We start from the raw sequence: 18,780 nt of genomic DNA, 5'->3' as shown, positions 1-18,780 counted from the left end.
GCCGATCAGCCTACCCAGCCGCGTCGGGCGGGAACGGCGAAGGGGCCGGATCCCGGAGGATCCGACCCCTTCGCTCAGAAGCGCGAGACGCGGTGGTCTCAGTTGCCGGAGAGCTTCTCGCGAAGCGCCGCGAGGGCCTCGTCGTCGGCGAGGGCGCCGCCGCCGTTGCTCTCGGTCGAGAAGGTGCTGCCGCCGGCGGCGGGAGCGGTCTCCTCGACGTTCGCCTCGGCCTCGATGGCCTTGGCGACCTGCTCCTTGTGCTGCTCCCAGCGAGCCTGGGCCTGCGCGTACTCGCGCTCCCAGGTGTCGCGAGCCTCCTCGTAGCCCTCGAGCCACTGGTTGGTCTCGGGGTCGAAGCCCTCGGGGAACTTGTACTCGCCGTTCTCGTCGTACTCGGTCGTCATGCCGTACAGCGACGGGTCGAACTCGGTGCCGTTCGGGTCGACCATGTCGTTGGCCTGCTTGAGCGACAGCGAGATGCGGCGACGGTCGAGATCGATGTCGATGACGCGGACGAAGAGCTCCTCGCCCACCGACACGACCTGCTCGGCCATCTCGACGTGCTTGTGCGACAGCTCCGAGATGTGCACGAGGCCCTCGATGCCGTCGGCCACGCGGACGAACGCGCCGAAGGGCACCAGCTTGGTGACCTTGCCGGGCGTGATCTGGCCGATCTGGTGGGTGCGGGCGAAGACCTGCCACGGGTCCTCCTGCGTCGCCTTGAGCGACAGGGAGACGCGCTCGCGGTCGAGGTCGACCTCGAGAACCTCGACGGTGACCTCCTGGCCCACCTCGACGACCTCGCTGGCGTGGTCGATGTGCTTCCACGAGAGCTCGGACACGTGCACGAGGCCGTCCACGCCGCCGAGGTCGACGAACGCGCCGAAGTTGACGATCGAGGAGACCGTGCCCTTGCGGACCTGGCCCTTGTGCAGGCCGTTGAGGAACTGCGTGCGGGTGGCCGACTGCGTCTCCTCGAGGAGCGCACGGCGCGACAGGACCACGTTGTTGCGGTTCTTGTCGAGCTCGAGGATCTTCGCCTCGAGCTCCTGGCCGAGGTACGGCGTGAGGTCGCGCACGCGGCGCAGCTCGATGAGCGAGGCGGGGAGGAAGCCGCGGAGGCCGATGTCGAGGATGAGACCGCCCTTGACGACCTCGATGACGGTGCCCTTGACGACGCCGTCGTTCTCCTTGATCTGCTCCACGTCGCCCCAGGCGCGCTCGTACTGCGCGCGCTTCTTCGACAGGATCAGGCGGCCTTCCTTGTCCTCCTTCTGGAGGACGAGGGCCTCGATGTGGTCGCCCACCTTGACGACGTCGTCGGGGTTGACGTCGTGCTTGATGGAGAGCTCGCGCGAGGGGATGACGCCCTCGGTCTTGTACCCGACATCGAGCAGGACCTCGTCGCGGTCGATCTTGACGATCTCGCCGTCGATGATGTCGCCGTCGTTGAAGAACTTGAGAGTCTTCTCGACCGCGGCCAGGAAGTCCTCAGCAGATCCGATGTCGTTGATCGCGACCTGCTTGCCGGCCGGGGCGGTCGTTGCGTTAGTCATGTAGTCGTTATGCCTTAAGGGGTTGGGATGATCAGGCCTCGTGCTCGACGCGGGCGCCCTCATCCGGGCGCCGGCATCTGAAGAGAGCCGAGGCGATGGATGGTGTGTACAGCGTGACCCCTCGCGAGCGCACGGAGACGCGCGCAGGAGTGACACTCAAGGTTAGCAGACGGAAGCCGCCGTCCGCCGGGCGCGTCGCGCGGGATTCCGCGGGTCGCGGCGTGCGCCGGCCCCGCTCAGCGCCGGCAGGCGCATCCCACGCATCGCGTCGCCGTCGGCCGCACCGCAAGGCGCTCGGCGGGGATCCGCCTCCCGCACGCCTCGCAGAGACCGGAGGACCCGTCCGCCAGTCGGCGCAGCGCGTCGTCGACCTCCGCGAGGTCGCGGGCGGCCCGCTCCTCGAGCCCCGCGAGCCGCGACCACTCCTCGGACAGCGTCGCGCCCTCGGGATCGTGCTCGTCGTCGGCCGTCGCCGCGCTGCGCGCACCGGCGATCTCGGCGAACGAGGCGGCCCGCTCCTCCGCCGCGCGCAGGATCACCTCGCGCCGCTCCCGAAGGAGCCCCGCGAGCGTCGCGTCGTCGAGATCGGCCATGTCGTCCATCCTGCCCATCGTTCCGGGGAGCCGCGCGTCCGACGCACAGGATTCCGCGCGGCGCGGCCCGCGCGGCGCATAGACTCGCCTCATGTCGTCGACTCCCCGCACCATCGTCCGCGTCGCCCTGGGATCGCTCCTCGCGGTCGCCGGCCTCGCCCACCTGACGGTCGCGCGACGGGAGTTCCGCGCCCAGGTGCCCGAGCTCGTGCCGCTCGAGCCCGACACGACGGTCGTCGCCTCGGGCGTCGCGGAGATCGCGCTCGGCTCCGCCCTCCTCGCATCCCGGCGGAGGCGCCGCGACGTCGGCCGCCTCGCGGCCGGGTTCTTCGCGGCGGTGCTGCCCGGCAACCTCTCGCAGTGGATCCATCGCCGGGATGCGCTCGGCCTCGACACCGACAACAAGCGCTTCGCTCGACTGTTCCTGCAGCCCGTGCTCATCGTCGCCGCCCTCTGGTCGACGCGCGAGCCGCGTCGCTGAGGCCCCGCCATGCCCACTCCCGAGGAGGCCCAGCGGCAGATCGGCCTCGCGCGGCTCGCCCACGATCGCGGCGATCTCCTGCTCCACATCACGCTCGATGTGAGCCGCCTCGCCGGCGAGAAGTCCGCATGGGGCTCATCGGAGAACCTCATCCAGGTCGACGAGAGCGTCGGCTACTTCCTCAGCGAGATCGAGCGCGTCGGCTGGCGGCTCGAGCACACCGGCTACGCCTTCGTCGAGAGCGGCGCCACGACGTCGGGACGCATCCTCGGCACCGGGGAGGGCGTCGTCAATCACGGCGTCGTGTCCGGGAGCTTCACGTTCCGCCGCGCCGCGAGCTGACGCCGATCAGCTGACCACCTCGGCGCCCTCCGTCGTCGGCCGCACGAGGTGCGCTCCCCTGCTCGTGAGAAGGACCTGGGCCCGAAGCGGGATCGAGACGCGGCGCGCGCCCTCGTCGATGCCGCGGATCCAGGCGACGTCGGTCTCGGAGAGCGCTCCCTCCCCCGGCCTCTCCCACACCATGACGACCTCGTCCGCATCGGAGGCGTCGCACATCGCGGCGATCTCCACCGCGAACAGCTCGGCGCAGGTCGCCTCGCCGACGCCCTCCACCGCGATCCTGCGCCGCGGATCGGCCGGCATGTCGTCGAGTTGGAAGAGCTCGCGCTTCGGGCAGCCGTGCGCGTCGAAGGTCAGCAGCCAGCCGCGCGGCGCGTACGCCTCGATGAGGAGGCCCGCGACGTGCGCGACGAGGTCGTCCTCGGTGCGGATCGGGGCGGACAGGTCGGGAAGGGTCTCGGCGTTCGTCATGCCCTCAGACTGTCCGTCCGACGCTCGCGGCGCCGGGCGGATCCGCCCGTTCGGGGAGAACGCGCCGACGATGCCCTCCTGTGTATGCGGGGTGACGACCCGAGCGACGGCGACGGGCCGCCACCCCTCAGGGTGACGGCCCGCAGCGACAGGACGCGAGGATCAGCGCGCCGCGGTGCCCTCGACGTAGTCGTCGTCGCTGTTCTTCCACGAGAAGAGCGAGCGCAGCTGCTTGCCGGTGACCTCGATCGGGTGCTTCTCCTCGGCGGCGCGCAGCGCCGTGAACTCGGGAGCGCCCGCATCCTGGTCGTCGATGAAGCGCTTCGCGAACGCGCCGGACTGGATGTCGGCGAGGATCGCCTTCATGCTGTCCTTGACGTGCTGGTCGACGACGCGCGGACCCGACACGTAGTCGCCGTACTCGGCCGTGTCGGAGATGCTCCAGCGCTGCTTGGCGATGCCGCCCTCCCACATGAGGTCGACGATGAGCTTCAGCTCGTGCAGCACCTCGAAGTAGGCGATCTCGGGCTGGTAACCGGCCTCGGTGAGCGTCTCGAAGCCCGCCTGCACGAGGTGGCTCATGCCGCCGCAGAGCACGGCCTGCTCGCCGAAGAGGTCGGTCTCGGTCTCCTCGGTGAACGTCGTCTTGATGACGCCCGCGCGGGTGCCGCCGATGCCCGCCGCGTACGAGAGCGCGAGCGCCCAGGCGCTGCCAGAGGCGTCCTTCTCGACGCCGATGATGTCGGGGATGCCGCGGCCCGCGACGAACTCGCGGCGCACCGTGTGCCCCGGAGCCTTCGGCGCGATGAGGATCACGTCGACGCCCTCGGGCGCCTCGATGAGGCCGAAGCGGATGTTGAAGCCGTGCGCGAAGGCGATCGCCTTGCCCGGCGCGAGGTTCGGCTTGATGCCCTCGGCGTAAATGGCGCGCTGGTGCTGGTCGGGCGCGAGGATCATGATGACGTCGGCCCATGCCGTCGCGTCGGCGACCGACAGCACCTCGAAGCCCTCGTCCTGCGCCTTCTGCGCCGACTTCGATCCCTCGCGAAGCGCGATCTTGACGTCGACGCCCGAGTCGCGGAGGTTCTGGGCGTGGGCGTGGCCCTGCGAGCCGTAGCCGACGATCGCGACCTTCCTGCTCTGGATGATCGACAGATCGGCGTCGGCGTCGTACAGGATCTCTGCCATGGGTGTGCTCCTTAGCGTTGTGGTTCTGTGGGTTTCGAGGGTCAGCGCAGCACGCGCTCGGTGATCGACTTCGGACCGCGGCCGAGGGCCAGCAGGCCCGACTGCGCGATCTCCTTGATGCCGAAGGGCTCGATCGCGCGCTGGAACGCGTCGACCTTCCCCTGGTCCCCCGTGATCTCGATGACGAGCGCGTCGGGTGAGTAGTCGACGACGCTCGCGCGGAAGAGGTTCACGACCTCGAGGACGTTGGCCCGCGTGCCGTTGTCCGCGCGCACCTTCACGAGCATGTGCTGACGCTGCACCGACGCGGCGGCGTCGAGCTCGACGACCTTCACGACGTTGACGAGCTTGTTCAGCTGCTTCGTGACCTGCTCGAGGGGCTGAGCGTCGACGTCGACGACGACCGTGATGCGGGAGAGCCCCGGCACCTCTGTCACGCCGACCGCGAGCGAGTGGATGTTGAAGCCGCGACGAGCGAACAGCCCCGAGACCCGCGTGAGCAGACCGGGCGTGTCCTCGACGAGCAGGCTGAGAACGTGTGTCGACATGTCAGTCCCCCTCGTGGAATGCCGGCGCGTGGTCGCGCGCGTACTGGACGTAGCTGTTGCTGACGCCCTGCGGCACCATCGGCCACACCATGGCGTCGGCGCTCACGACGAAGTCGATCACCACGGGGCGGTCGTTCGTCTCGAGCGCGAGGCGGATCGCGTCGTCGACCTCGTCCTCCCGCTCGACCCGGATCGCCAGGCAGCCGTACGCCTCCGCGAGCTTCACGAAGTCGGGGATCCGCCTCGTGTCGTGTCCCGTGTCGAGATCGGTGTGCGAGTAGCGGCCGTCGTAGAAGAGGGTCTGCCACTGGCGCACCATGCCGAGCGACGAGTTGTTGATGATCGCGACCTTGATGGGGATGTCGTTGAGCGCGCAGGTCGCGAGCTCCTGGTTCGTCATCTGGAAGCAGCCGTCGCCGTCGATCGCCCACACCGGTCGGTGAGGCTCGGCGACCTTCGCCCCCATCGCCGCGGGAACGGAGTAGCCCATGGTGCCGGCTCCGCCCGAGTTCAGCCAGGAGTTGGGGCGCTCGTATCGGATGAACTGGGCCGACCACATCTGGTGCTGGCCGACGCCGGCGGCGTACACGCCCTCGGGACCGGTCAGCTCGCCGATCCGCTGGATCACGTGCTGCGGCGCGAGACGGCCGTCCGAGGTGGACGAGAAGCCCAGCGGGTACTGGTCCTGAAGCCCGCGGAGATACTGCCACCACTCGGCGAACTCGGGCCGCTCCGCGGCCGTGCGCGCGCGGTAGGCCGACTCGAGGTCGATGAGCACCTCGCGCACGTCGCCGACGATCGGCACCTCAGCCGACCGGATCTTGCCGATCTCGGCGGGATCGATGTCGACGTGCACGACCTTCGCGTGCGGGGCGAAGAGGGCGGCCTTGCCCGTGACGCGGTCGTCGAAGCGCGCGCCGAGCGCGATGATGAGGTCGCTCTCCTGCAGCGCGAGCACCGCGGGCACCGCGCCGTGCATGCCGGGCATGCCGAGGTGCTGCTCGTGCGAGTCGGGGAAGGCGCCTCGCGCCATGAGCGTCGTGACGACGGGGGCGCCTGTCGTCTCGGCGAAGGTCTTCAGCTCCTCCGACGCCTTCGCGCGGATGACGCCGCCGCCGACGTACAGCACGGGCTTCTCCGCCTGGGAGAGGAGAGACGCGGCCGCCTGGATCTGCTTGCCGTGCGCCTTCGTGACGGGGCGGTAGCCGGGCAGGTCGAAGGACGGGGGCCACACGAAGGGCACCTTCTCCTCCTGCGCGTCCTTCGTGATGTCGACGAGCACGGGGCCCGGTCGGCCGGTCGAGGCGATGTGGAACGCCTGGGCGATCGCGCGGGGAATGTCGGCGGCCTTCTTCACGAGGAAGGAGTGCTTCGTGACCGGCATCGTGATGCCCACGATGTCGGCCTCCTGGAAGGCGTCCGTGCCCATCAGGTGGCTGAACACCTGGCCGGTGATCGCGACGAAGGGCACCGAGTCCATGTAGGCGTCGGCGATCGCCGTCACGAGGTTCGTCGCCCCGGGGCCCGACGTCGCGATCGCGACGCCGACCCTTCCGCTCGCCGCCGCGTATCCCTCGGCGGCGTGCCCGGCGCCCTGCTCGTGGCGCACGAGGATGTGACGGAGGGACTCCGCGCCCATGAGGGCGTCGTAGGCGGGGAGGACCGCTCCGCCGGGGAGGCCGAAGACGTCGTCGACGCCGAGCAGCTCGAGCGAGCGGACGACGGCGGCCGCGCCCGTCATGACGGGCGCGCTGGCAGCGGTGCGAGCGGGTGGCCGGGGAACGGCCGTGGGCGATTCTGCAGGCATGGTGCTTCCCTGATCTGTTCGAATACGGCGAGCGCGGCGCGGAGCGCGCGGATCAGCCGGTGGTCGCGCCTTCGGCGGCGGAGCGCACGAGCTTCGAGTACTTGGCGAGAACGCCGCGGGTGTAGCGCGGAGGCAGCGGCTCCCAGCCTTCGCGGCGGGAGGCGAGCTCGGCCTCGTCGACGAGTAGGTCGAGAGTGCGAGCTGCGACATCGACCCGGATCAGATCGCCATCGCGCACGAAGGCGATCGGTCCAGCGTCGACCGCCTCGGGAGCAATGTGGCCGATGCACAGGCCGGTTGTGCCGCCGGAGAATCGACCGTCCGTCAACAGTAGTACATCCTTGCCGAGCCCCGCGCCCTTGATGGCGCCGGTGATCGCGAGCATCTCGCGCATGCCGGGGCCGCCCTTCGGGCCCTCGTAGCGGATGACGACCACGTCGCCCGCCTGGATCTCGCCCTCGGCGAGGGCGTCCATCGCGGCGCGCTCGCGCTCGAACACCCGGGCGGGGCCCTCGAACACGTCGGCGTCGAAGCCCGCGGACTTCACGACGGCGCCCTCGGGCGCGAGCGAGCCCTGCAGGATCGTCAGGCCGCCCGTGGCGTGCAGCGGGTTGTCGAGACGGCGGATGACCTCGCCGTCGATCGGGTCGGGGTCGAGCTCGCGCAGGTTCTCGGCGACGGTCTTGCCCGTGACGGTGAGGGCGTCACCGTGCAGCAGGCCCTCGTCGAGCATCGCCTTCATGATCACGGGGATCCCGCCGTGGCGGTCGACGTCGTTCATCACGTACTTGCCGAACGGCTTCATGTCGCCGATGTGCGGCACCCGGTCGCCGATGCGGTTGAAGTCGTTCAGCGACAGGTCGACCTCGGCCTCGCGGGCGATCGCGAGCAGGTGCAGGACGACGTTGGTCGAGCCGCCGAGCGCCATCGCGAGGGCGATCGCGTTCTCGAACGACTCCTTCGTGAGGATGTCCTTCGTGGTGATCCCCTGGCGCAGGAGGTTCACGACGGCCTCGCCGGAGCGGTGCGCGAAGTAGTCGCGGCGGCGGTCCGCCGAGGGCGGGGCCGCGGAGCCGGGAAGCGAGAGCCCGAGCGCCTCGGCGACCGAGGCCATCGTGTTGGCCGTGTACATCCCGCCGCAGGCGCCCTCGCCCGGGGCGAACGCGCACTCGATGCGCTTGAGGTCCTCCTCGCTCATGCGACCGGCGCGGCAGGCGCCGACGCCCTCGAACGAGTCGATGATGGTGATGTCCTTCTCGGTGCCGTCCGAGAGCTTGACCCAGCCGGGCGCGATCGATCCCGCGTACACGAACACGCTGGAGAGCCCGAGGCGGGCGCTCGCCATGAGCATGCCCGGGATCGACTTGTCGCATCCCGCGAGCAGGACCGTGCCGTCGAGGCGCTCCGCCATCACGACGGTCTCGACGCTGTCGGCGATGACCTCGCGGCTGACGAGGGAGAAGTGCATGCCCTCGTGGCCCATCGAGATGCCGTCGGAGACGCTGACCGTGCCGAACTGCAGCGGGTAGCCGCCGCCGGAGTGCACGCCCTCCTTGGCGCCCTGCGCGAGACGGTCGAGCGAGAGATTGCAGGGGGTGATCTCGTTCCAGCTGGACGCGATGCCGATCTGGGGCTTCTCCCAGTCCGCGTCGCCCATGCCGACGGCGCGGAGCATCCCGCGCGACGTGGTCGCCTCGATGCCGTCGGTCACGACGCGGCTGCGGGGCTTGATGTCGATTCCGGAAACTGCGTTCTCACTCACTCTCGCAGTCTATTCCCAGTGCGCACTCGCCCCGTGCGCAGACACGTTCTGGCGACTCGGGTGCGTGCTGACTCGTCAGTCTGCTCGGATTCTCGCGATCCGATCGAGCAGAACGGAGAGCTCCCGCGTGTCGGAGACGGTGATGTCGGCGGCCGTCTCCCCCGGCCCCACCCGGATCCCGAGGTCCCCCGGCGCGAGCGAGCGCAGGGCGTCCTCGTCGGTGACGTCGTCGCCGGCGAAGAGCACCGCGTCTGCGGCCGTCGCGGCGCGGAGGTCGGCGATCGCGGTGTCCTTGCCCTCGTGGCGCCACGCGTACTCGACCACGCGCTTGCCCGTGCGCCGCCGCCACTCCGGGGCGCGCTCCGCCATGAGCGCGTCGACGCGGCGCTGCGCCTCCCGCTCGGCGGCCTCGTCGGCCTGGCGGGTGTGCAGGGCGAAGCCGAACGCCTTCCGCTCGATCCACGCTCCCGCGCAGCCCTCCACGATCGCCTCGGCGTCCGCCGCGAGCACGTCGGGGTCGCCCCCTCCCCCGTCGGCGTCGCCCGCATCGACCGGCGGCGCTCCCGCGGGCCTCCAGTGCTCGGCGCCGTGGGATCCCGCGAGCCAGACCGGCGACGCGTCGTCGTGCTCCGCGATGACGCGCAGGTCGGCGATCGTGCGCCCCGAGACGAACGCGACGGTCGTCCCGGGTGCCGCGGCGAGCGCGGTGATCGCGGCGGCGGCCTCGGGGGTCGCCCGCGCCGACATCGGCTCGTCCACGAGCGGCGCGAGCGTGCCGTCGAAGTCGAGCGCGACGAGCAGGCGGGGAGCCTCGGCGACGCGGACGACCGGGTCGGCCGCCGTCACGGCGCGAGCCTCTTCCCGCGCAGCCGCTCGACGTCGTCGAGGAACGCGCGCCCCCACTTCTCGACGTCCTTGTCGAGCACCTTCCTGCGCATCGTCCGCATGCGCCTGGCCTGCTCCGCCTCTGGCATCTGCAGCGCCCGAATGATCGTGTCCTTCATCCCGTCGATGTCGTGGGGGTTGACGAGCAGCGCGCTGCCGAGCTCGTCGGCCGCGCCCGCGAACTCGCTGAGCACGAGCACGCCCGTGCTGTCCGTGCGCACGGCGACGTACTCCTTCGCCACGAGGTTCATGCCGTCGCGCAGAGCCGTGACGAGCATGACGTCCGCGGCGAGGTAGAGGGCGACCATCTCCTCGCGCGGATACCCCTGGTGCAGATACCGGATCGCGGTGTTCTCGACCGACGAGTAGTCGCCGTTGATGCGGGCGACCATCATCTCGATCTCGTCCCGCAGATCCTGGTACGCCTCCACGCCGGGGCGCGACGGGCTGGCGACCTGCACGAGCGTCGCCTGCTCGGGGGTGAGTCGCTCGTCGTGCAGCAGCTCGCCGTAGGCCTTCAGACGGTGCCGGATGCCCTTCGTGTAGTCGAGGCGGTCGACGCCGAGCAGCAGCTTCTCGGATCCGACCTGCTCCCTGATCTCCTTCGCGCGCGCGACCACGTCGGGGTGCTTCGCGAGCTCGATGAACTTCTGCGCGTCGATGGAGATCGGGTAGTGCTTCGCGATGACCGTGCGGGAGCCGTCGTCGATGAGCGGCACCTGCACGGTGTCGCCCTTCGTCGGGTAGCTGAGGAGGCGCCGGATCGAGCGCTGGAAGTTGCCCGCGTCGGCCGCCCGCTGGAATCCGACGACGTCGGCGCCCAGCAGCCCCTCGAGCACCTGGCGGCGCCACGGGAGCTGGGCGAAGAGCGCGTATGCGGGGAAGGGGATGTGGTGGAAGTACCCGATGGTGATGTCTGGCCGCAGCTCGCGCAGCATCTGCGGCACGAGCTGCAGCTGGTAGTCCTGCACCCAGACGACGCCGTTCTCCGCGACGGCGCCGGCCGCGGCCTCGGCGAAGCGCCGGTTGACCCGCACGTAGGCGTCCCACCACGAGCGCTTGAACTCGGGCGCCGCGATGACGTCGTGGTACAGCGGCCAGATCGTGCCGTTGGAGAACCCCTCGTAGTAGTCCCGCAGATCGGCCGGGCTGAGTTTCACGGGGACGAGCAGCGTGCCGTCGAACTCGAACGGCTCGACCTCGAGGTCGGCCTTGCCTCCCCAGCCGACCCAGGCGCCGTCGAGGTTGTGCATGACCTGCTCGAGAGCCGTGACGAGGCCGCCGGGCGACCGGCGCCAGAGGTGCTCGCCGTCCGGCCCCTCGACGCGGTCGACGGGCAGGCGGTTGGCGACGACGACAAGATCTGCTGTGGGCATGTGCTGAGCTCCTTCGGTCTCTTCGCTCACCCTACTGACTGCGCGCGCTACCGTGGAGGCATGCGCAAATACCTGCTCGGAACCGGACTCATCGGGGCCCTGACCAGCGGCTACTCCCTGCTGCGGGGGTCGAGCTCTCAGCCGTTCACATGGCGGGTCGCCCTCGCCTGGCTCAGCTGGGGCATCACGTTCGCGCTGTCGCTGGGCATGATCCTCGACATCCGCCGCGCGTCCCGGGGCGAGCTCGTCGCCGAGGACTCCCCCATCGCCGGCAGCGAGGAGAAGTACGCCAAGGCCCGTGCGACGGAGGCGCCCGAGAAGAAGCGGAAGAAGCGCCGCTGACGCGAGAGGGCGGGGCGGATCCGCTCGGATCCGCCCCGCCCTTTCGCATGCCCTGGCTCAGATGCCGTCCGCGATCCGGTGGTACACCGCGTTCCATCGCAGCTCGCGCTGGAAGGCGGGAACGGTCGTCGTCTCGTCGATCGTCACGAGCTCCACACCGGCCATCTCGGCGAAGTCGCGGAAGGCCTCGATCCCGACGGCCGTCGACATCACGGTGTGGTGGGCGGCGCCGGCCGCCATCCAGCAGGCCGCGCTCGTCGCCAGGTCGGGCTGCGGTCGCCACACGGCGCGGCCGACCGGCAGGCGCGGCAGGTCGGGCGCCTCGATGTTCTCGACGACGTTGGCCGTGAGGCGGAAGCGGTCGCGCATGTCGCTCATCGCGACGACGACGGCCGGCCCCGGGTCGGCCGTGAAGACGAGCCGCACCGGGTCCTCCCTGTCGCCGATGCCGAGCTCGTGCACCTCGAGCCGCGGGCGCGTCGTCGTGAGCGACGGCGACACCTCGAGCATGTGCGCGCCGAGGATCGCCTCGCGGCCCGGAGCGAGGTCGTACGTGTAGTCCTCCATGAGGCTCGCGCCGCCGGGGAGCCCTGAGCCCATCACGTTCGCGACCCGCACGAGGATCGCCGTCTTCCAGTCGCCCTCCGCGCCGAACCCGTACCCGTCCGCCATGAGGCGCTGGACCGCGAGCCCCGGGAGCTGCTTCAGGGATCCGAGGTCCTCGAAGCTCGTGGTGAACGCCTCGAACCCGCCCTCCTCCAGGAAGGCCCTCAGGCCGACCTCGATCGCCGCGCCGTCGCGGAGCGACCGGTGGCGCTCGCCACCGCGGCGCAGCTCGGGAGCGACGTCGTAGAGCTCCTCGTACTCGTCGACGAGGCGGTCGACGTCGGCGTCGCTCGCGGCGTCCACGGCCGCCGCCAGGTCGTTGACGCCCCAGGTGTTCACCTGCGTGCCGAAGCGCACCTCGGCCTCGGTCTTGTCGCCCTCGGTGACCGCGACGAAGCGCATGTTGTCGCCGAAGCGCGCCAGCTTCAGCGAGCGCGCCGCCGCGAGGCCGGCCGCCGCGCGCTGCCAGGTGGCGACCTCCCCCACGACGCGCGGGTCGCTCGCGTGGCCGACGACGGTCTTGCGGGCGAGGCCCAGCCGCGACTGGATGTAGCCGAACTCCCGGTCGCCGTGCGCGGCCTGGTTGAGGTTCATGAAGTCGAAGTCGATCGTGCTCCACGGCAGCTCGACGTTCGCCTGCGTGTGCAGGTGCAGGAACGGCTTGCGGAGCTCATCCAGCCCGGAGATCCACATCTTCGCGGGGCTGAAGGTGTGCATCCACGCGATCACGCCGATCACGCGGTCGTCCGCGTTCGCCTCCCGCATGACCCGCGCGATCGTCGCGGGATCCTTCAGCACGGGCTTCCACACGACGGGCGCGGGGATCCCGTCGGCGTCGTCGAGCAGCCGCGCGACCTCCTGCGACTGCTCGGCGACCTGCCGGAGGGTCTCCTCGCCGTACAGGTCCTGGCTGCCGGTGAGGAACCAGACCTCGCGGTCGGCGTAGGGCTTCGTCATGGGCGTCCTTCCTTCTCGTCGGCCGGCGTCGGCGCCGGCCGGTCGGGTGATGTCCGGGTGGTGGTCGCGGGCCGGGGAGGCGCGACGCTGTCGCGCACGACGAGGAGCGGCCGAACCGGCTGCGGCGCGGCGACGCCCGGCTCCAGGAGCAGCCGCACCGCCTCCCCTCCGAGCTCCGCGAACGGCTGTCGCACGGTCGTGAGCGCGGGCGTGAGGTATCCCGCCACGTCGATGTCGTCGAAGCCCACGACCGAGAGGTCCTCCGGCACGCGGATCCCGCCCTCGACGCACGCGCGGATGAGGCCGATCGCGAGGTGGTCGTTGCCGGCGACGACGCCCGTCACCTCTCCGCGTCGGATCGCATCGCGCAGCTCCAGGCCCGCGGCGTAGCCGTCGGCGGGATCCCAGCCGTCGGCCGTCACGACCCGCCCCTCGATGCCGCGGCGCCTCGCCGATTCGAGGAATCCCGCGCTGCGGGCGATCGCGTCGTGCCACCCGTGCTCGCCCTCGATGTGCGCGAGCCGCGTGTGTCCGGCGTCCGCGAGGTGCTCGACCGCGTCGCGCACGCCCGCGCGCTGGTCGACGGATACGTAGCGCACGTCGGATCCGTCCGGCACGTCCTCGCGCGCGGCGACGACGACGATCGGCACCGCGGCGGCGACCTCGTCGACCACGCGCGCGATGTCGACGAACGGGGCGAGCACGACGATGCCCTCCACGCCCTGCTCGAGGAACCGGTCGATCGCGGTGCGCACCTCGTCGGCCGCGGCGTGCGACAGCGAGCTGAGCGCGACGAAGTAGCCCGAGCCGCGCGCGGCCGCCTCGACCGCGAGCGCCGTGCGCGCCGGCCCCACGTGGGCGACGCCCGAGGTGACGATCCCGATCGTCGCGCTCCGCGACGTCACGAGCGCCCTGGCCGCCTGATTGCGCCGGTACCCCAGCGCGCGGATCGCCTCCTGGACGCGCTCGCGCGTTTCCTCCCGCACCCGGGGACTGCCGTTGAGCACTCGCGAGACCGTCTGATGGGACACGCCGGCCGCCTCCGCGACGTCCGCCATCGACGGCGGGCGTCGGACGGCCTCGCCGCGACGCGGGCTCATCGCTGCCCGTAGACGTTCTGGTACCGCTCGTACAGCGCGTCGATCGTGTCCTGCGGGATCGGGATCGCCTCGCCCAGCTGACGCGAGATGTGCACCGTCCTGGCGACCTCCTCGAGGAGAACGGCCGACTTCACCGCGCTCCGTCCGTCGCGCCCGATCGTGAACGGTCCGTGGTTCCGCATGAGCACCGCGGTGCTGCGGTGTCCGGCGAGCGTCTCGACGATGCCGCGGCCGATCGAGTCGTCGCCGATGATCGCGAGCGGCCCCACGGGGATCGGGCCGCCGAACTCGTCGCCCATCATCGTGAGCACGCAGGGGATCTCCTCGCCGCGCGCCGCCCACGCCGTGGCGTACGTGGAGTGCGTGTGCACGACCCCGCCCACCTCCGGCATGTGCCGATACACGTACGCGTGCGCGGCGGTGTCGGAGGACGGGCTGCGCTCGCCCTCCACGAGGCTCCCGTCGAGGGCGCAGACGACGATCGCGTCGGGTGTCAGCTCGTCGTAGCCGACGCCCGACGGCTTGATGACCATGAGATCGGGGTGCCCGCCCTCTCCGGGGACCCGTTCGGAGACGTTGCCCGCGGTCCAGACGACGAGGTCCCAGCGCGGGAGCTCGCCGTGCAGCCGGGCGACGCGTTCCTTCGCCGCGTCGACGGCGGCGCGCATGGCGGGCGGGACGGATGCGGGTGCCATAAGTGCTCTCCTCGGTGCCCGACGCCGTCGGGCGGTCATGTGCGGTGGTCTCAGCGGGTGCTCGCGGTGGCGGCGCGCTCGATCGCGAGCCCCTCGCTCCAGCGTGCGAGGTAGCGCTCGTGGTCGGCGCGCTCGTCGTCCGTGGGCTCGGATCGCGTGACGCGGGTCTCGACGAACACCGTCGCGTCGAGCCAGGTGGGGAGCTCCTCGGGTCGGGCCTCACCCCGGGCGACGGTCCGCCGGAACGCGGCGAGCACCGCCATGCCCCAGGCTCCGCCCTCCGCGGCCGTGTCGCCCACCAGCACGGGTGCGCCGACGGCGTCGGCGAGCAGACGCTGCGCGACGCCCGCCGTCCGGAACATGCCGCCGTGCGCATACATCGCGTCGATCGCGACGTCCTCCTCCGCGAGGGTGCGCATGCCGAGGCTGAGCGTCGCGAAGGCGCCGCGGACCTGCGCGCGCATGAGGCCGGGGAGCGTCAGCTGGGACGCGGGCGTCCGCACGATGAGCGGGCGCCCCTCGGCCAGGCCCGCGATCGGCTCGCCCGAGAGGTGGTTGTAAGCGAGGATCCCGTCGTCCGCACCCGGCTCCAGTGCGCCGGCGAACAGCGCGCCGAAGACCTCGTCGGTCGACGGATCCTGCCCGAGCGCCCGCGCGAACTCGCGGAACACCCCCGCCCAGGCGCCGAGCTCGCTCGCGCCGTTGTTGCAGTGCACCATCGCGACGAGGTCGCCCGCGGGCGTCGTGACGATGTCGATCTCCTCGTGCGGACGCGCGAGCGGGCGCTCGAGCACCACCATCGCGAAGATGCTCGTGCCCGCGCTGACGTTGCCCGTGCGAGGCGTGACGGCGTTCGTCGCGACCATTCCCGTGCCGGCATCTCCCTCGGGAGCGGCCGCGACCGCGCCCGGTCGGAGGGGCCCGTCGGGATCGAGGAGCCGCGCCCCCTCCTCGGTGAGGGCTCCGGCGGCGTCGCCGGCGCGGCGCACCGCGGGCAGCACGCGGGAGAAGGAGAGGTGACCGGCGCCCTCCGCGGCGAGCAGCTGGTCGGCGATCCCGAGCGCCCGCGCGTCGTAGTCGCGAGCCGCCGGGTCGATCGGGAACATCCCCGAGGCGTCCCCGATGCCGAGCACGTCCTCGCCCGTGAGGAGCCGGTGCACGTACCCCGAGAGGGTGGTGATGCGCGCGATGCTCGCGACGTGCTCCTCGCGGTCGATCGCCGCCTGGAGGAGATGCGCGGCCGACCAGCGCAGCGGCATGTTCCAGCTCAGGGCGCCCGACAGCGCCTCGGCGGCGCGCTCCGTGTTGACGTTGCGCCAGGTGCGGAACGGGACGAGCAGACGGCCATCGGCGTCGAAGGCCAGATAGCCGTGCATCATCGCCGAGACGCCGATGGATCCGAGCTCGCGCAGCTCGGTCCCGTATCGCTGCCGCACGTCGGCGGCGAGCTCCGCGAACGCCGCCTGCGCGCCGGAGCGGACGTCGTCGAGGTCGTAGGTCCAGAGCCCGTCGACGAGCGCGTTCTCCCACTCGCACCCTCCCGAGGCGAGCGTTCTCCCCTGCTCGTCGATCAGACACGCCTTGATGCGCGTGGATCCGAGCTCGATCCCGAGGGCGGCGCGTCCCCCGTCGATCGCGGCTCGGGCGTCGTCATCCTGGGGGTGCGTCATCGCATCGCTCCGTTCTCGGGCATCGTCGATCGGGATTCCTCATGTTAGCGCTCACACCACCGACGGCGCCACTCCCCTTTCGCCCGCGCCACCCAGCCCGCGCTCAGACACGCCAGGGGTGCGCCCGAGATTGGCGCACCCCGAGGGGACTGTGTAATGTGGTCTCTCGGTTCGGCACGCGAAGATCCTCCTGATGAGGATCCTCCCGATTCGGATCATGCGCCTTTAGCTCAGTCGGTAGAGCAACTGACTCTTAATCAGTGGGTCCAGGGTTCGAGCCCCTGAGGGCGCACCACCGCACGGAAGCCCCGGTCGCCACGGCGACTGGGGCTTCGTCGTCCCCGCCGGCCTCTCGGTACGCTGGACGCATGGCTTCCTCGGTCTCCCCCTCGCTCGACGACGACCTCGCCCTCGCCCTGCGCCTCGCGGACACCGCCGATCGGCAGTCGCTGCCTCGGTTCGACGCGCCCGATCTCGAGGTCGGACTGAAGGCCGACCGCTCGCACGTGACCGAGGCCGACCTCGCCACGGAGCGCGCCATCCGCGATCTCATCGCCCGCGAGCGCCCCGCCGATGCGATCTTCGGCGAGGAGTACGGATCCTCCGAGGCCGCGGCGCGGCGATGGATCATCGACCCGATCGACGGCACCGCCAATTACCTGCGGGGCCTTCCCGCGTGGGGCACGATGATCGCCCTCGAGATCGACGGCGTGGTGCGCCTCGGCGTCGTGAGCATGCCCGCCTTCGGCCGCCGCTGGTGGGCCGGGGACGGGCTCGGCGCGTGGACGAACGGCGACGAGCGGGACCAGCGCATCGGCGTCTCCGCGGTCGAGCGCCTCGACGACGCCTCGCTCAGCTTCCAGTCGATCGCGCAGTGGCGCGACGCCGGCCGGCTCGACGCGCTGCTCGCGCTTCAGGAGCGGGTGTGGCGCGACCGCGCGTACGGCGACGTCTGGTCGTACATGCTGCTCGCCGAGGGCCGGCTCGAGATCGTCGGCGAGTTCGACGTCAAGGAGTACGACGTCGCCGCCGCGGCCGCGATCGTGCGCGAGGCGGGCGGGCGGTTCACCTCCGTGGAGGGCGACGACCGGCTCGCCACCGGCTCCGCGCTCGCGACCAACGGCGCCCTGCACGACGAGGTCCTCGCCGTGCTGCACGGATCGCCGTCATGATCTCCTCGCGGCCGGTCGACGCGCTCCTCCCCCGCGACGGGGAGGCGACGAGCGGTCGCGCCCGCGCCGCGCGGATCCTGGCCGCAGCGGCGACCGCCTCTCTCGCCGTCGCCCTGTCCGCATGCGGCGCCGATGATGCGTCTCCCGCGCCGGAGGACACCTCCTCGCCCGAGGAGCGCGCCGAGCTGACCTGCGACACGATGCTGCCCGAGACGTTCGTCGCGAGCCTGCGCGACCTCGACTGGGATGTGCGAGCCGAGACGTTCCGCATCGGCGAGCACGAGTTCGAGGAGGGCCTGCAGTGTATCTGGGGCGACGACTCGAGCGGCACCGACGTCGCGCAGATGTACGGCTGGGCGCCGGTCGACGAGCAGACGTCGACCGAGATGCAGCAGTACCTCCTCGACCAGGGCTGGCTGCAGGAGGAGGGCGAGGACGGCTCGGTGATCCTCACAGAGGATCCGGAGTACGCGCTCTACGTCAGCGAGGACGGCTACGGCATGACCTACGAGTTCGCCGACGGGTGGGTCGCGCTCGCCGACACGAAGTCGGGCCTCGACCTCGTCATCTGGGGACGCTAGAGACGCGCCGCCTCTCGACGGGCTCGCGCAGAAAGCGGATGCGGACGAAGCGCGAGCAGAGATCGCCGCGTGACGCTTCCTGAGCGCACGAAGAAGCCCCGCCCTCCCTGCAGTCTGCAGGAAGGGCGGGGCTTTCCACACGTGCGAGCGGTTCGTGGAGCTGGGGGGAATCGAACCCCCGTCCAGCACTGGTTCACTGGGGTTTCTCCGGGCGCAGTCTGCGGAGGCGTTCTGCTCGGCTCCGACCTTCAGCGCAGACGCATAGGTCGACGAGCCCAGTCGAGGAAGAGTCCCACGACGCGTCTCGACACCGCGTCGCAGCGAGATCCCTAGATGACGCCAGGGTCCGTGTCGGGATCAGCCACGGTCTGACGGACTATCGGGCTCGCTTAGGCAGCGAGGGCGAAGTCAGTGCGCTTGGAGTTGGCACTTATGGGTTTGCAGGGGGCGTTAACGAGATAACCCTGCATCCTCGGCCCGCTTCCCTCAGATCAGCAGGCGCTGTCGAAACCGATCAGCCCCGTGGATCCTTCGGGTGAAGGGAACCGCTTGTCGCACGCTGTGGAGTTCTCACCCGCTCGCGGAGCGGGATCCGTCGGGTCTCTGCCCGAGCGCTACAGAATACACCGGAACGACCGCCGACGTCCA

The 18,780-nt window shown here is 71.0% G+C and carries 18 protein-coding genes, 1 tRNA gene and 1 other RNA gene; 6 read left to right on the top strand and 14 right to left on the bottom strand.

What is annotated here, in order from left to right; translation table 11 throughout:
- Positions 1 to 98: 98 nt before the first annotated feature.
- Complete coding sequence (gene rpsA / locus NHL53_RS01740) at positions 99 to 1,556, bottom strand: 30S ribosomal protein S1 (RefSeq protein ID WP_433774536.1); 1,458 nt, start codon at positions 1,554 to 1,556, stop codon at positions 99 to 101.
- 236 nt (positions 1,557 to 1,792) lie between these two features.
- Entirely contained in the window at positions 1,793 to 2,149 is a 357-nt protein-coding gene (locus NHL53_RS01735; RefSeq protein ID WP_433774534.1) for a TraR/DksA family transcriptional regulator, read from the bottom strand.
- 91 nt (positions 2,150 to 2,240) lie between these two features.
- On the opposite strand from NHL53_RS01735, the gene NHL53_RS01730 reads away from it, so the two are divergent.
- Together NHL53_RS01730 and NHL53_RS01725 are read left to right on the top strand one after the other, a co-directional pair.
- Positions 2,241 to 2,630: a DoxX family protein gene (locus NHL53_RS01730; protein WP_433774532.1), complete on the top strand. Its 390-nt coding sequence runs from the start codon at positions 2,241 to 2,243 to the stop codon at positions 2,628 to 2,630.
- A 9-nt stretch (positions 2,631 to 2,639) separates the two neighbouring features.
- Positions 2,640 to 2,972 (top strand): hypothetical protein, encoded by a 333-nt coding sequence (locus tag NHL53_RS01725; protein ID WP_433774530.1) that lies wholly within the window; start codon positions 2,640 to 2,642, stop codon positions 2,970 to 2,972.
- A 6-nt stretch (positions 2,973 to 2,978) separates the two neighbouring features.
- Here NHL53_RS01725 and NHL53_RS01720 read toward each other — a convergent pair whose 3' ends face one another.
- The 7 genes from NHL53_RS01720 to NHL53_RS01690 form a co-directional block, all read right to left on the bottom strand.
- Positions 2,979 to 3,443 (bottom strand): hypothetical protein, encoded by a 465-nt coding sequence (locus tag NHL53_RS01720; RefSeq protein ID WP_433774529.1) that lies wholly within the window; start codon positions 3,441 to 3,443, stop codon positions 2,979 to 2,981.
- Positions 3,444 to 3,605: 162 nt separating this feature from the next.
- Positions 3,606 to 4,631 carry a ketol-acid reductoisomerase gene (ilvC, locus tag NHL53_RS01715; protein ID WP_433774527.1) on the bottom strand — a complete coding sequence of 342 codons (1,026 nt, stop codon included), beginning with the start codon at positions 4,629 to 4,631 and terminating at the stop codon, positions 3,606 to 3,608.
- A gap of 41 nt (positions 4,632 to 4,672) precedes the next feature.
- Complete coding sequence (gene ilvN, locus NHL53_RS01710) at positions 4,673 to 5,179, bottom strand: acetolactate synthase small subunit (protein WP_433774525.1); 507 nt, start codon at positions 5,177 to 5,179, stop codon at positions 4,673 to 4,675.
- A 1-nt stretch (position 5,180) separates the two neighbouring features.
- A complete protein-coding gene (locus NHL53_RS01705; protein WP_433774523.1) occupies positions 5,181 to 6,986 on the bottom strand; it encodes an acetolactate synthase large subunit in 1,806 nt (601 codons plus the stop codon).
- A 52-nt stretch (positions 6,987 to 7,038) separates the two neighbouring features.
- Positions 7,039 to 8,748, bottom strand: coding sequence for a dihydroxy-acid dehydratase (gene ilvD, locus NHL53_RS01700; protein ID WP_433774521.1), 1,710 nt, complete (start codon positions 8,746 to 8,748; stop codon positions 7,039 to 7,041).
- A 75-nt stretch (positions 8,749 to 8,823) separates the two neighbouring features.
- Entirely contained in the window at positions 8,824 to 9,594 is a 771-nt protein-coding gene (gene otsB, locus NHL53_RS01695) for a trehalose-phosphatase (protein WP_433774519.1), read from the bottom strand.
- The gene (locus tag NHL53_RS01690; protein ID WP_433774517.1) at positions 9,591 to 11,009 is read right to left on the bottom strand and encodes an alpha,alpha-trehalose-phosphate synthase (UDP-forming); all 1,419 of its coding nucleotides are present in this window, start codon (positions 11,007 to 11,009) and stop codon (positions 9,591 to 9,593) included. Before NHL53_RS01690 ends, otsB begins: the two co-directional genes overlap by 4 nt.
- Before the next feature lie 60 nt (positions 11,010 to 11,069).
- Here NHL53_RS01690 and NHL53_RS01685 point away from each other — a divergent pair, with 60 nt between their 5' ends.
- The gene (locus NHL53_RS01685) at positions 11,070 to 11,351 is read left to right on the top strand and encodes a hypothetical protein (RefSeq protein WP_433774515.1); all 282 of its coding nucleotides are present in this window, start codon (positions 11,070 to 11,072) and stop codon (positions 11,349 to 11,351) included.
- A 57-nt stretch (positions 11,352 to 11,408) separates the two neighbouring features.
- On the opposite strand, the gene araA is transcribed toward NHL53_RS01685, so the two are convergent.
- The 4 genes from araA to NHL53_RS01665 are packed head-to-tail and all read right to left on the bottom strand — an operon-like array spanning position 11,409 to position 16,379.
- Positions 11,409 to 12,914, bottom strand: a complete 1,506-nt coding sequence (araA, locus tag NHL53_RS01680; protein ID WP_433774513.1) for an L-arabinose isomerase — start codon at positions 12,912 to 12,914, stop codon at positions 11,409 to 11,411.
- Positions 12,911 to 14,014, bottom strand: coding sequence for a LacI family DNA-binding transcriptional regulator (locus NHL53_RS01675; protein WP_433774511.1), 1,104 nt, complete (start codon positions 14,012 to 14,014; stop codon positions 12,911 to 12,913). Before NHL53_RS01675 ends, araA begins: the two co-directional genes overlap by 4 nt.
- Entirely contained in the window at positions 14,011 to 14,709 is a 699-nt protein-coding gene (locus NHL53_RS01670; RefSeq protein WP_433774509.1) for an L-ribulose-5-phosphate 4-epimerase, read from the bottom strand. Before NHL53_RS01670 ends, NHL53_RS01675 begins: the two co-directional genes overlap by 4 nt.
- A gap of 50 nt (positions 14,710 to 14,759) precedes the next feature.
- Positions 14,760 to 16,379 (bottom strand): FGGY-family carbohydrate kinase, encoded by a 1,620-nt coding sequence (locus NHL53_RS01665; protein ID WP_433774507.1) that lies wholly within the window; start codon positions 16,377 to 16,379, stop codon positions 14,760 to 14,762.
- Between the two features lie 219 nt (positions 16,380 to 16,598).
- Here NHL53_RS01665 and NHL53_RS01660 point away from each other — a divergent pair.
- The 3 genes from NHL53_RS01660 (at position 16,599) to NHL53_RS01650 (ending at position 18,132) form a co-directional block, all read left to right on the top strand.
- Positions 16,599 to 16,674: transfer RNA gene (locus tag NHL53_RS01660), tRNA-Lys, on the top strand.
- A 73-nt stretch (positions 16,675 to 16,747) separates the two neighbouring features.
- On the top strand, positions 16,748 to 17,551 hold the full coding sequence (locus NHL53_RS01655) for an inositol monophosphatase family protein (protein WP_433774506.1): 804 nt from the start codon (positions 16,748 to 16,750) through the stop codon (positions 17,549 to 17,551).
- The gene (locus NHL53_RS01650; RefSeq protein ID WP_433774504.1) at positions 17,548 to 18,132 is read left to right on the top strand and encodes a hypothetical protein; all 585 of its coding nucleotides are present in this window, start codon (positions 17,548 to 17,550) and stop codon (positions 18,130 to 18,132) included. Before NHL53_RS01655 ends, NHL53_RS01650 begins: the two co-directional genes overlap by 4 nt.
- A gap of 152 nt (positions 18,133 to 18,284) precedes the next feature.
- Here NHL53_RS01650 and ssrA read toward each other — a convergent pair.
- Positions 18,285 to 18,654, bottom strand: a transfer-messenger RNA (tmRNA) gene (gene ssrA / locus NHL53_RS01645).
- Between the last annotated feature and the right edge of the window lie 126 nt (positions 18,655 to 18,780).

It is taken from the genome of Microbacterium sp. gxy059 (genome assembly GCF_050958665.1).
Lineage (GTDB): Bacteria > Actinomycetota > Actinomycetes > Actinomycetales > Microbacteriaceae > Microbacterium.
This window is presented reverse-complemented; position numbering and strand designations above follow the sequence as displayed.

Excerpts from the sequence above, each read along its gene's own strand:
- rpsA (WP_433774536.1), bottom strand. The coding sequence starts at position 1,556 with ATGACTAACGCAACGACCGCCCCGGCCGGCAAGCAGGTCGCGATCAAC.
- NHL53_RS01655 (WP_433774506.1), top strand. The coding sequence starts at position 16,748 with ATGGCTTCCTCGGTCTCCCCCTCGCTCGACGACGACCTCGCCCTCGCC.
- ilvC (WP_433774527.1), bottom strand. The coding sequence starts at position 4,631 with ATGGCAGAGATCCTGTACGACGCCGACGCCGATCTGTCGATCATCCAG.
- NHL53_RS01730 (WP_433774532.1), top strand. The coding sequence starts at position 2,241 with ATGTCGTCGACTCCCCGCACCATCGTCCGCGTCGCCCTGGGATCGCTC.
- ilvN (WP_433774525.1), bottom strand. The coding sequence starts at position 5,179 with ATGTCGACACACGTTCTCAGCCTGCTCGTCGAGGACACGCCCGGTCTG.
- NHL53_RS01685 (WP_433774515.1), top strand. The coding sequence starts at position 11,070 with ATGCGCAAATACCTGCTCGGAACCGGACTCATCGGGGCCCTGACCAGC.
- NHL53_RS01690 (WP_433774517.1), bottom strand. The coding sequence starts at position 11,009 with ATGCCCACAGCAGATCTTGTCGTCGTCGCCAACCGCCTGCCCGTCGAC.
- araA (WP_433774513.1), bottom strand. The coding sequence starts at position 12,914 with ATGACGAAGCCCTACGCCGACCGCGAGGTCTGGTTCCTCACCGGCAGC.
- NHL53_RS01675 (WP_433774511.1), bottom strand. The coding sequence starts at position 14,014 with ATGAGCCCGCGTCGCGGCGAGGCCGTCCGACGCCCGCCGTCGATGGCG.
- NHL53_RS01665 (WP_433774507.1), bottom strand. The coding sequence starts at position 16,379 with ATGACGCACCCCCAGGATGACGACGCCCGAGCCGCGATCGACGGGGGA.
- NHL53_RS01670 (WP_433774509.1), bottom strand. The coding sequence starts at position 14,709 with ATGGCACCCGCATCCGTCCCGCCCGCCATGCGCGCCGCCGTCGACGCG.
- NHL53_RS01705 (WP_433774523.1), bottom strand. The coding sequence starts at position 6,986 with ATGCCTGCAGAATCGCCCACGGCCGTTCCCCGGCCACCCGCTCGCACC.
- NHL53_RS01720 (WP_433774529.1), bottom strand. The coding sequence starts at position 3,443 with ATGACGAACGCCGAGACCCTTCCCGACCTGTCCGCCCCGATCCGCACC.
- NHL53_RS01725 (WP_433774530.1), top strand. The coding sequence starts at position 2,640 with ATGCCCACTCCCGAGGAGGCCCAGCGGCAGATCGGCCTCGCGCGGCTC.
- NHL53_RS01650 (WP_433774504.1), top strand. The coding sequence starts at position 17,548 with ATGATCTCCTCGCGGCCGGTCGACGCGCTCCTCCCCCGCGACGGGGAG.
- NHL53_RS01735 (WP_433774534.1), bottom strand. The coding sequence starts at position 2,149 with ATGGCCGATCTCGACGACGCGACGCTCGCGGGGCTCCTTCGGGAGCGG.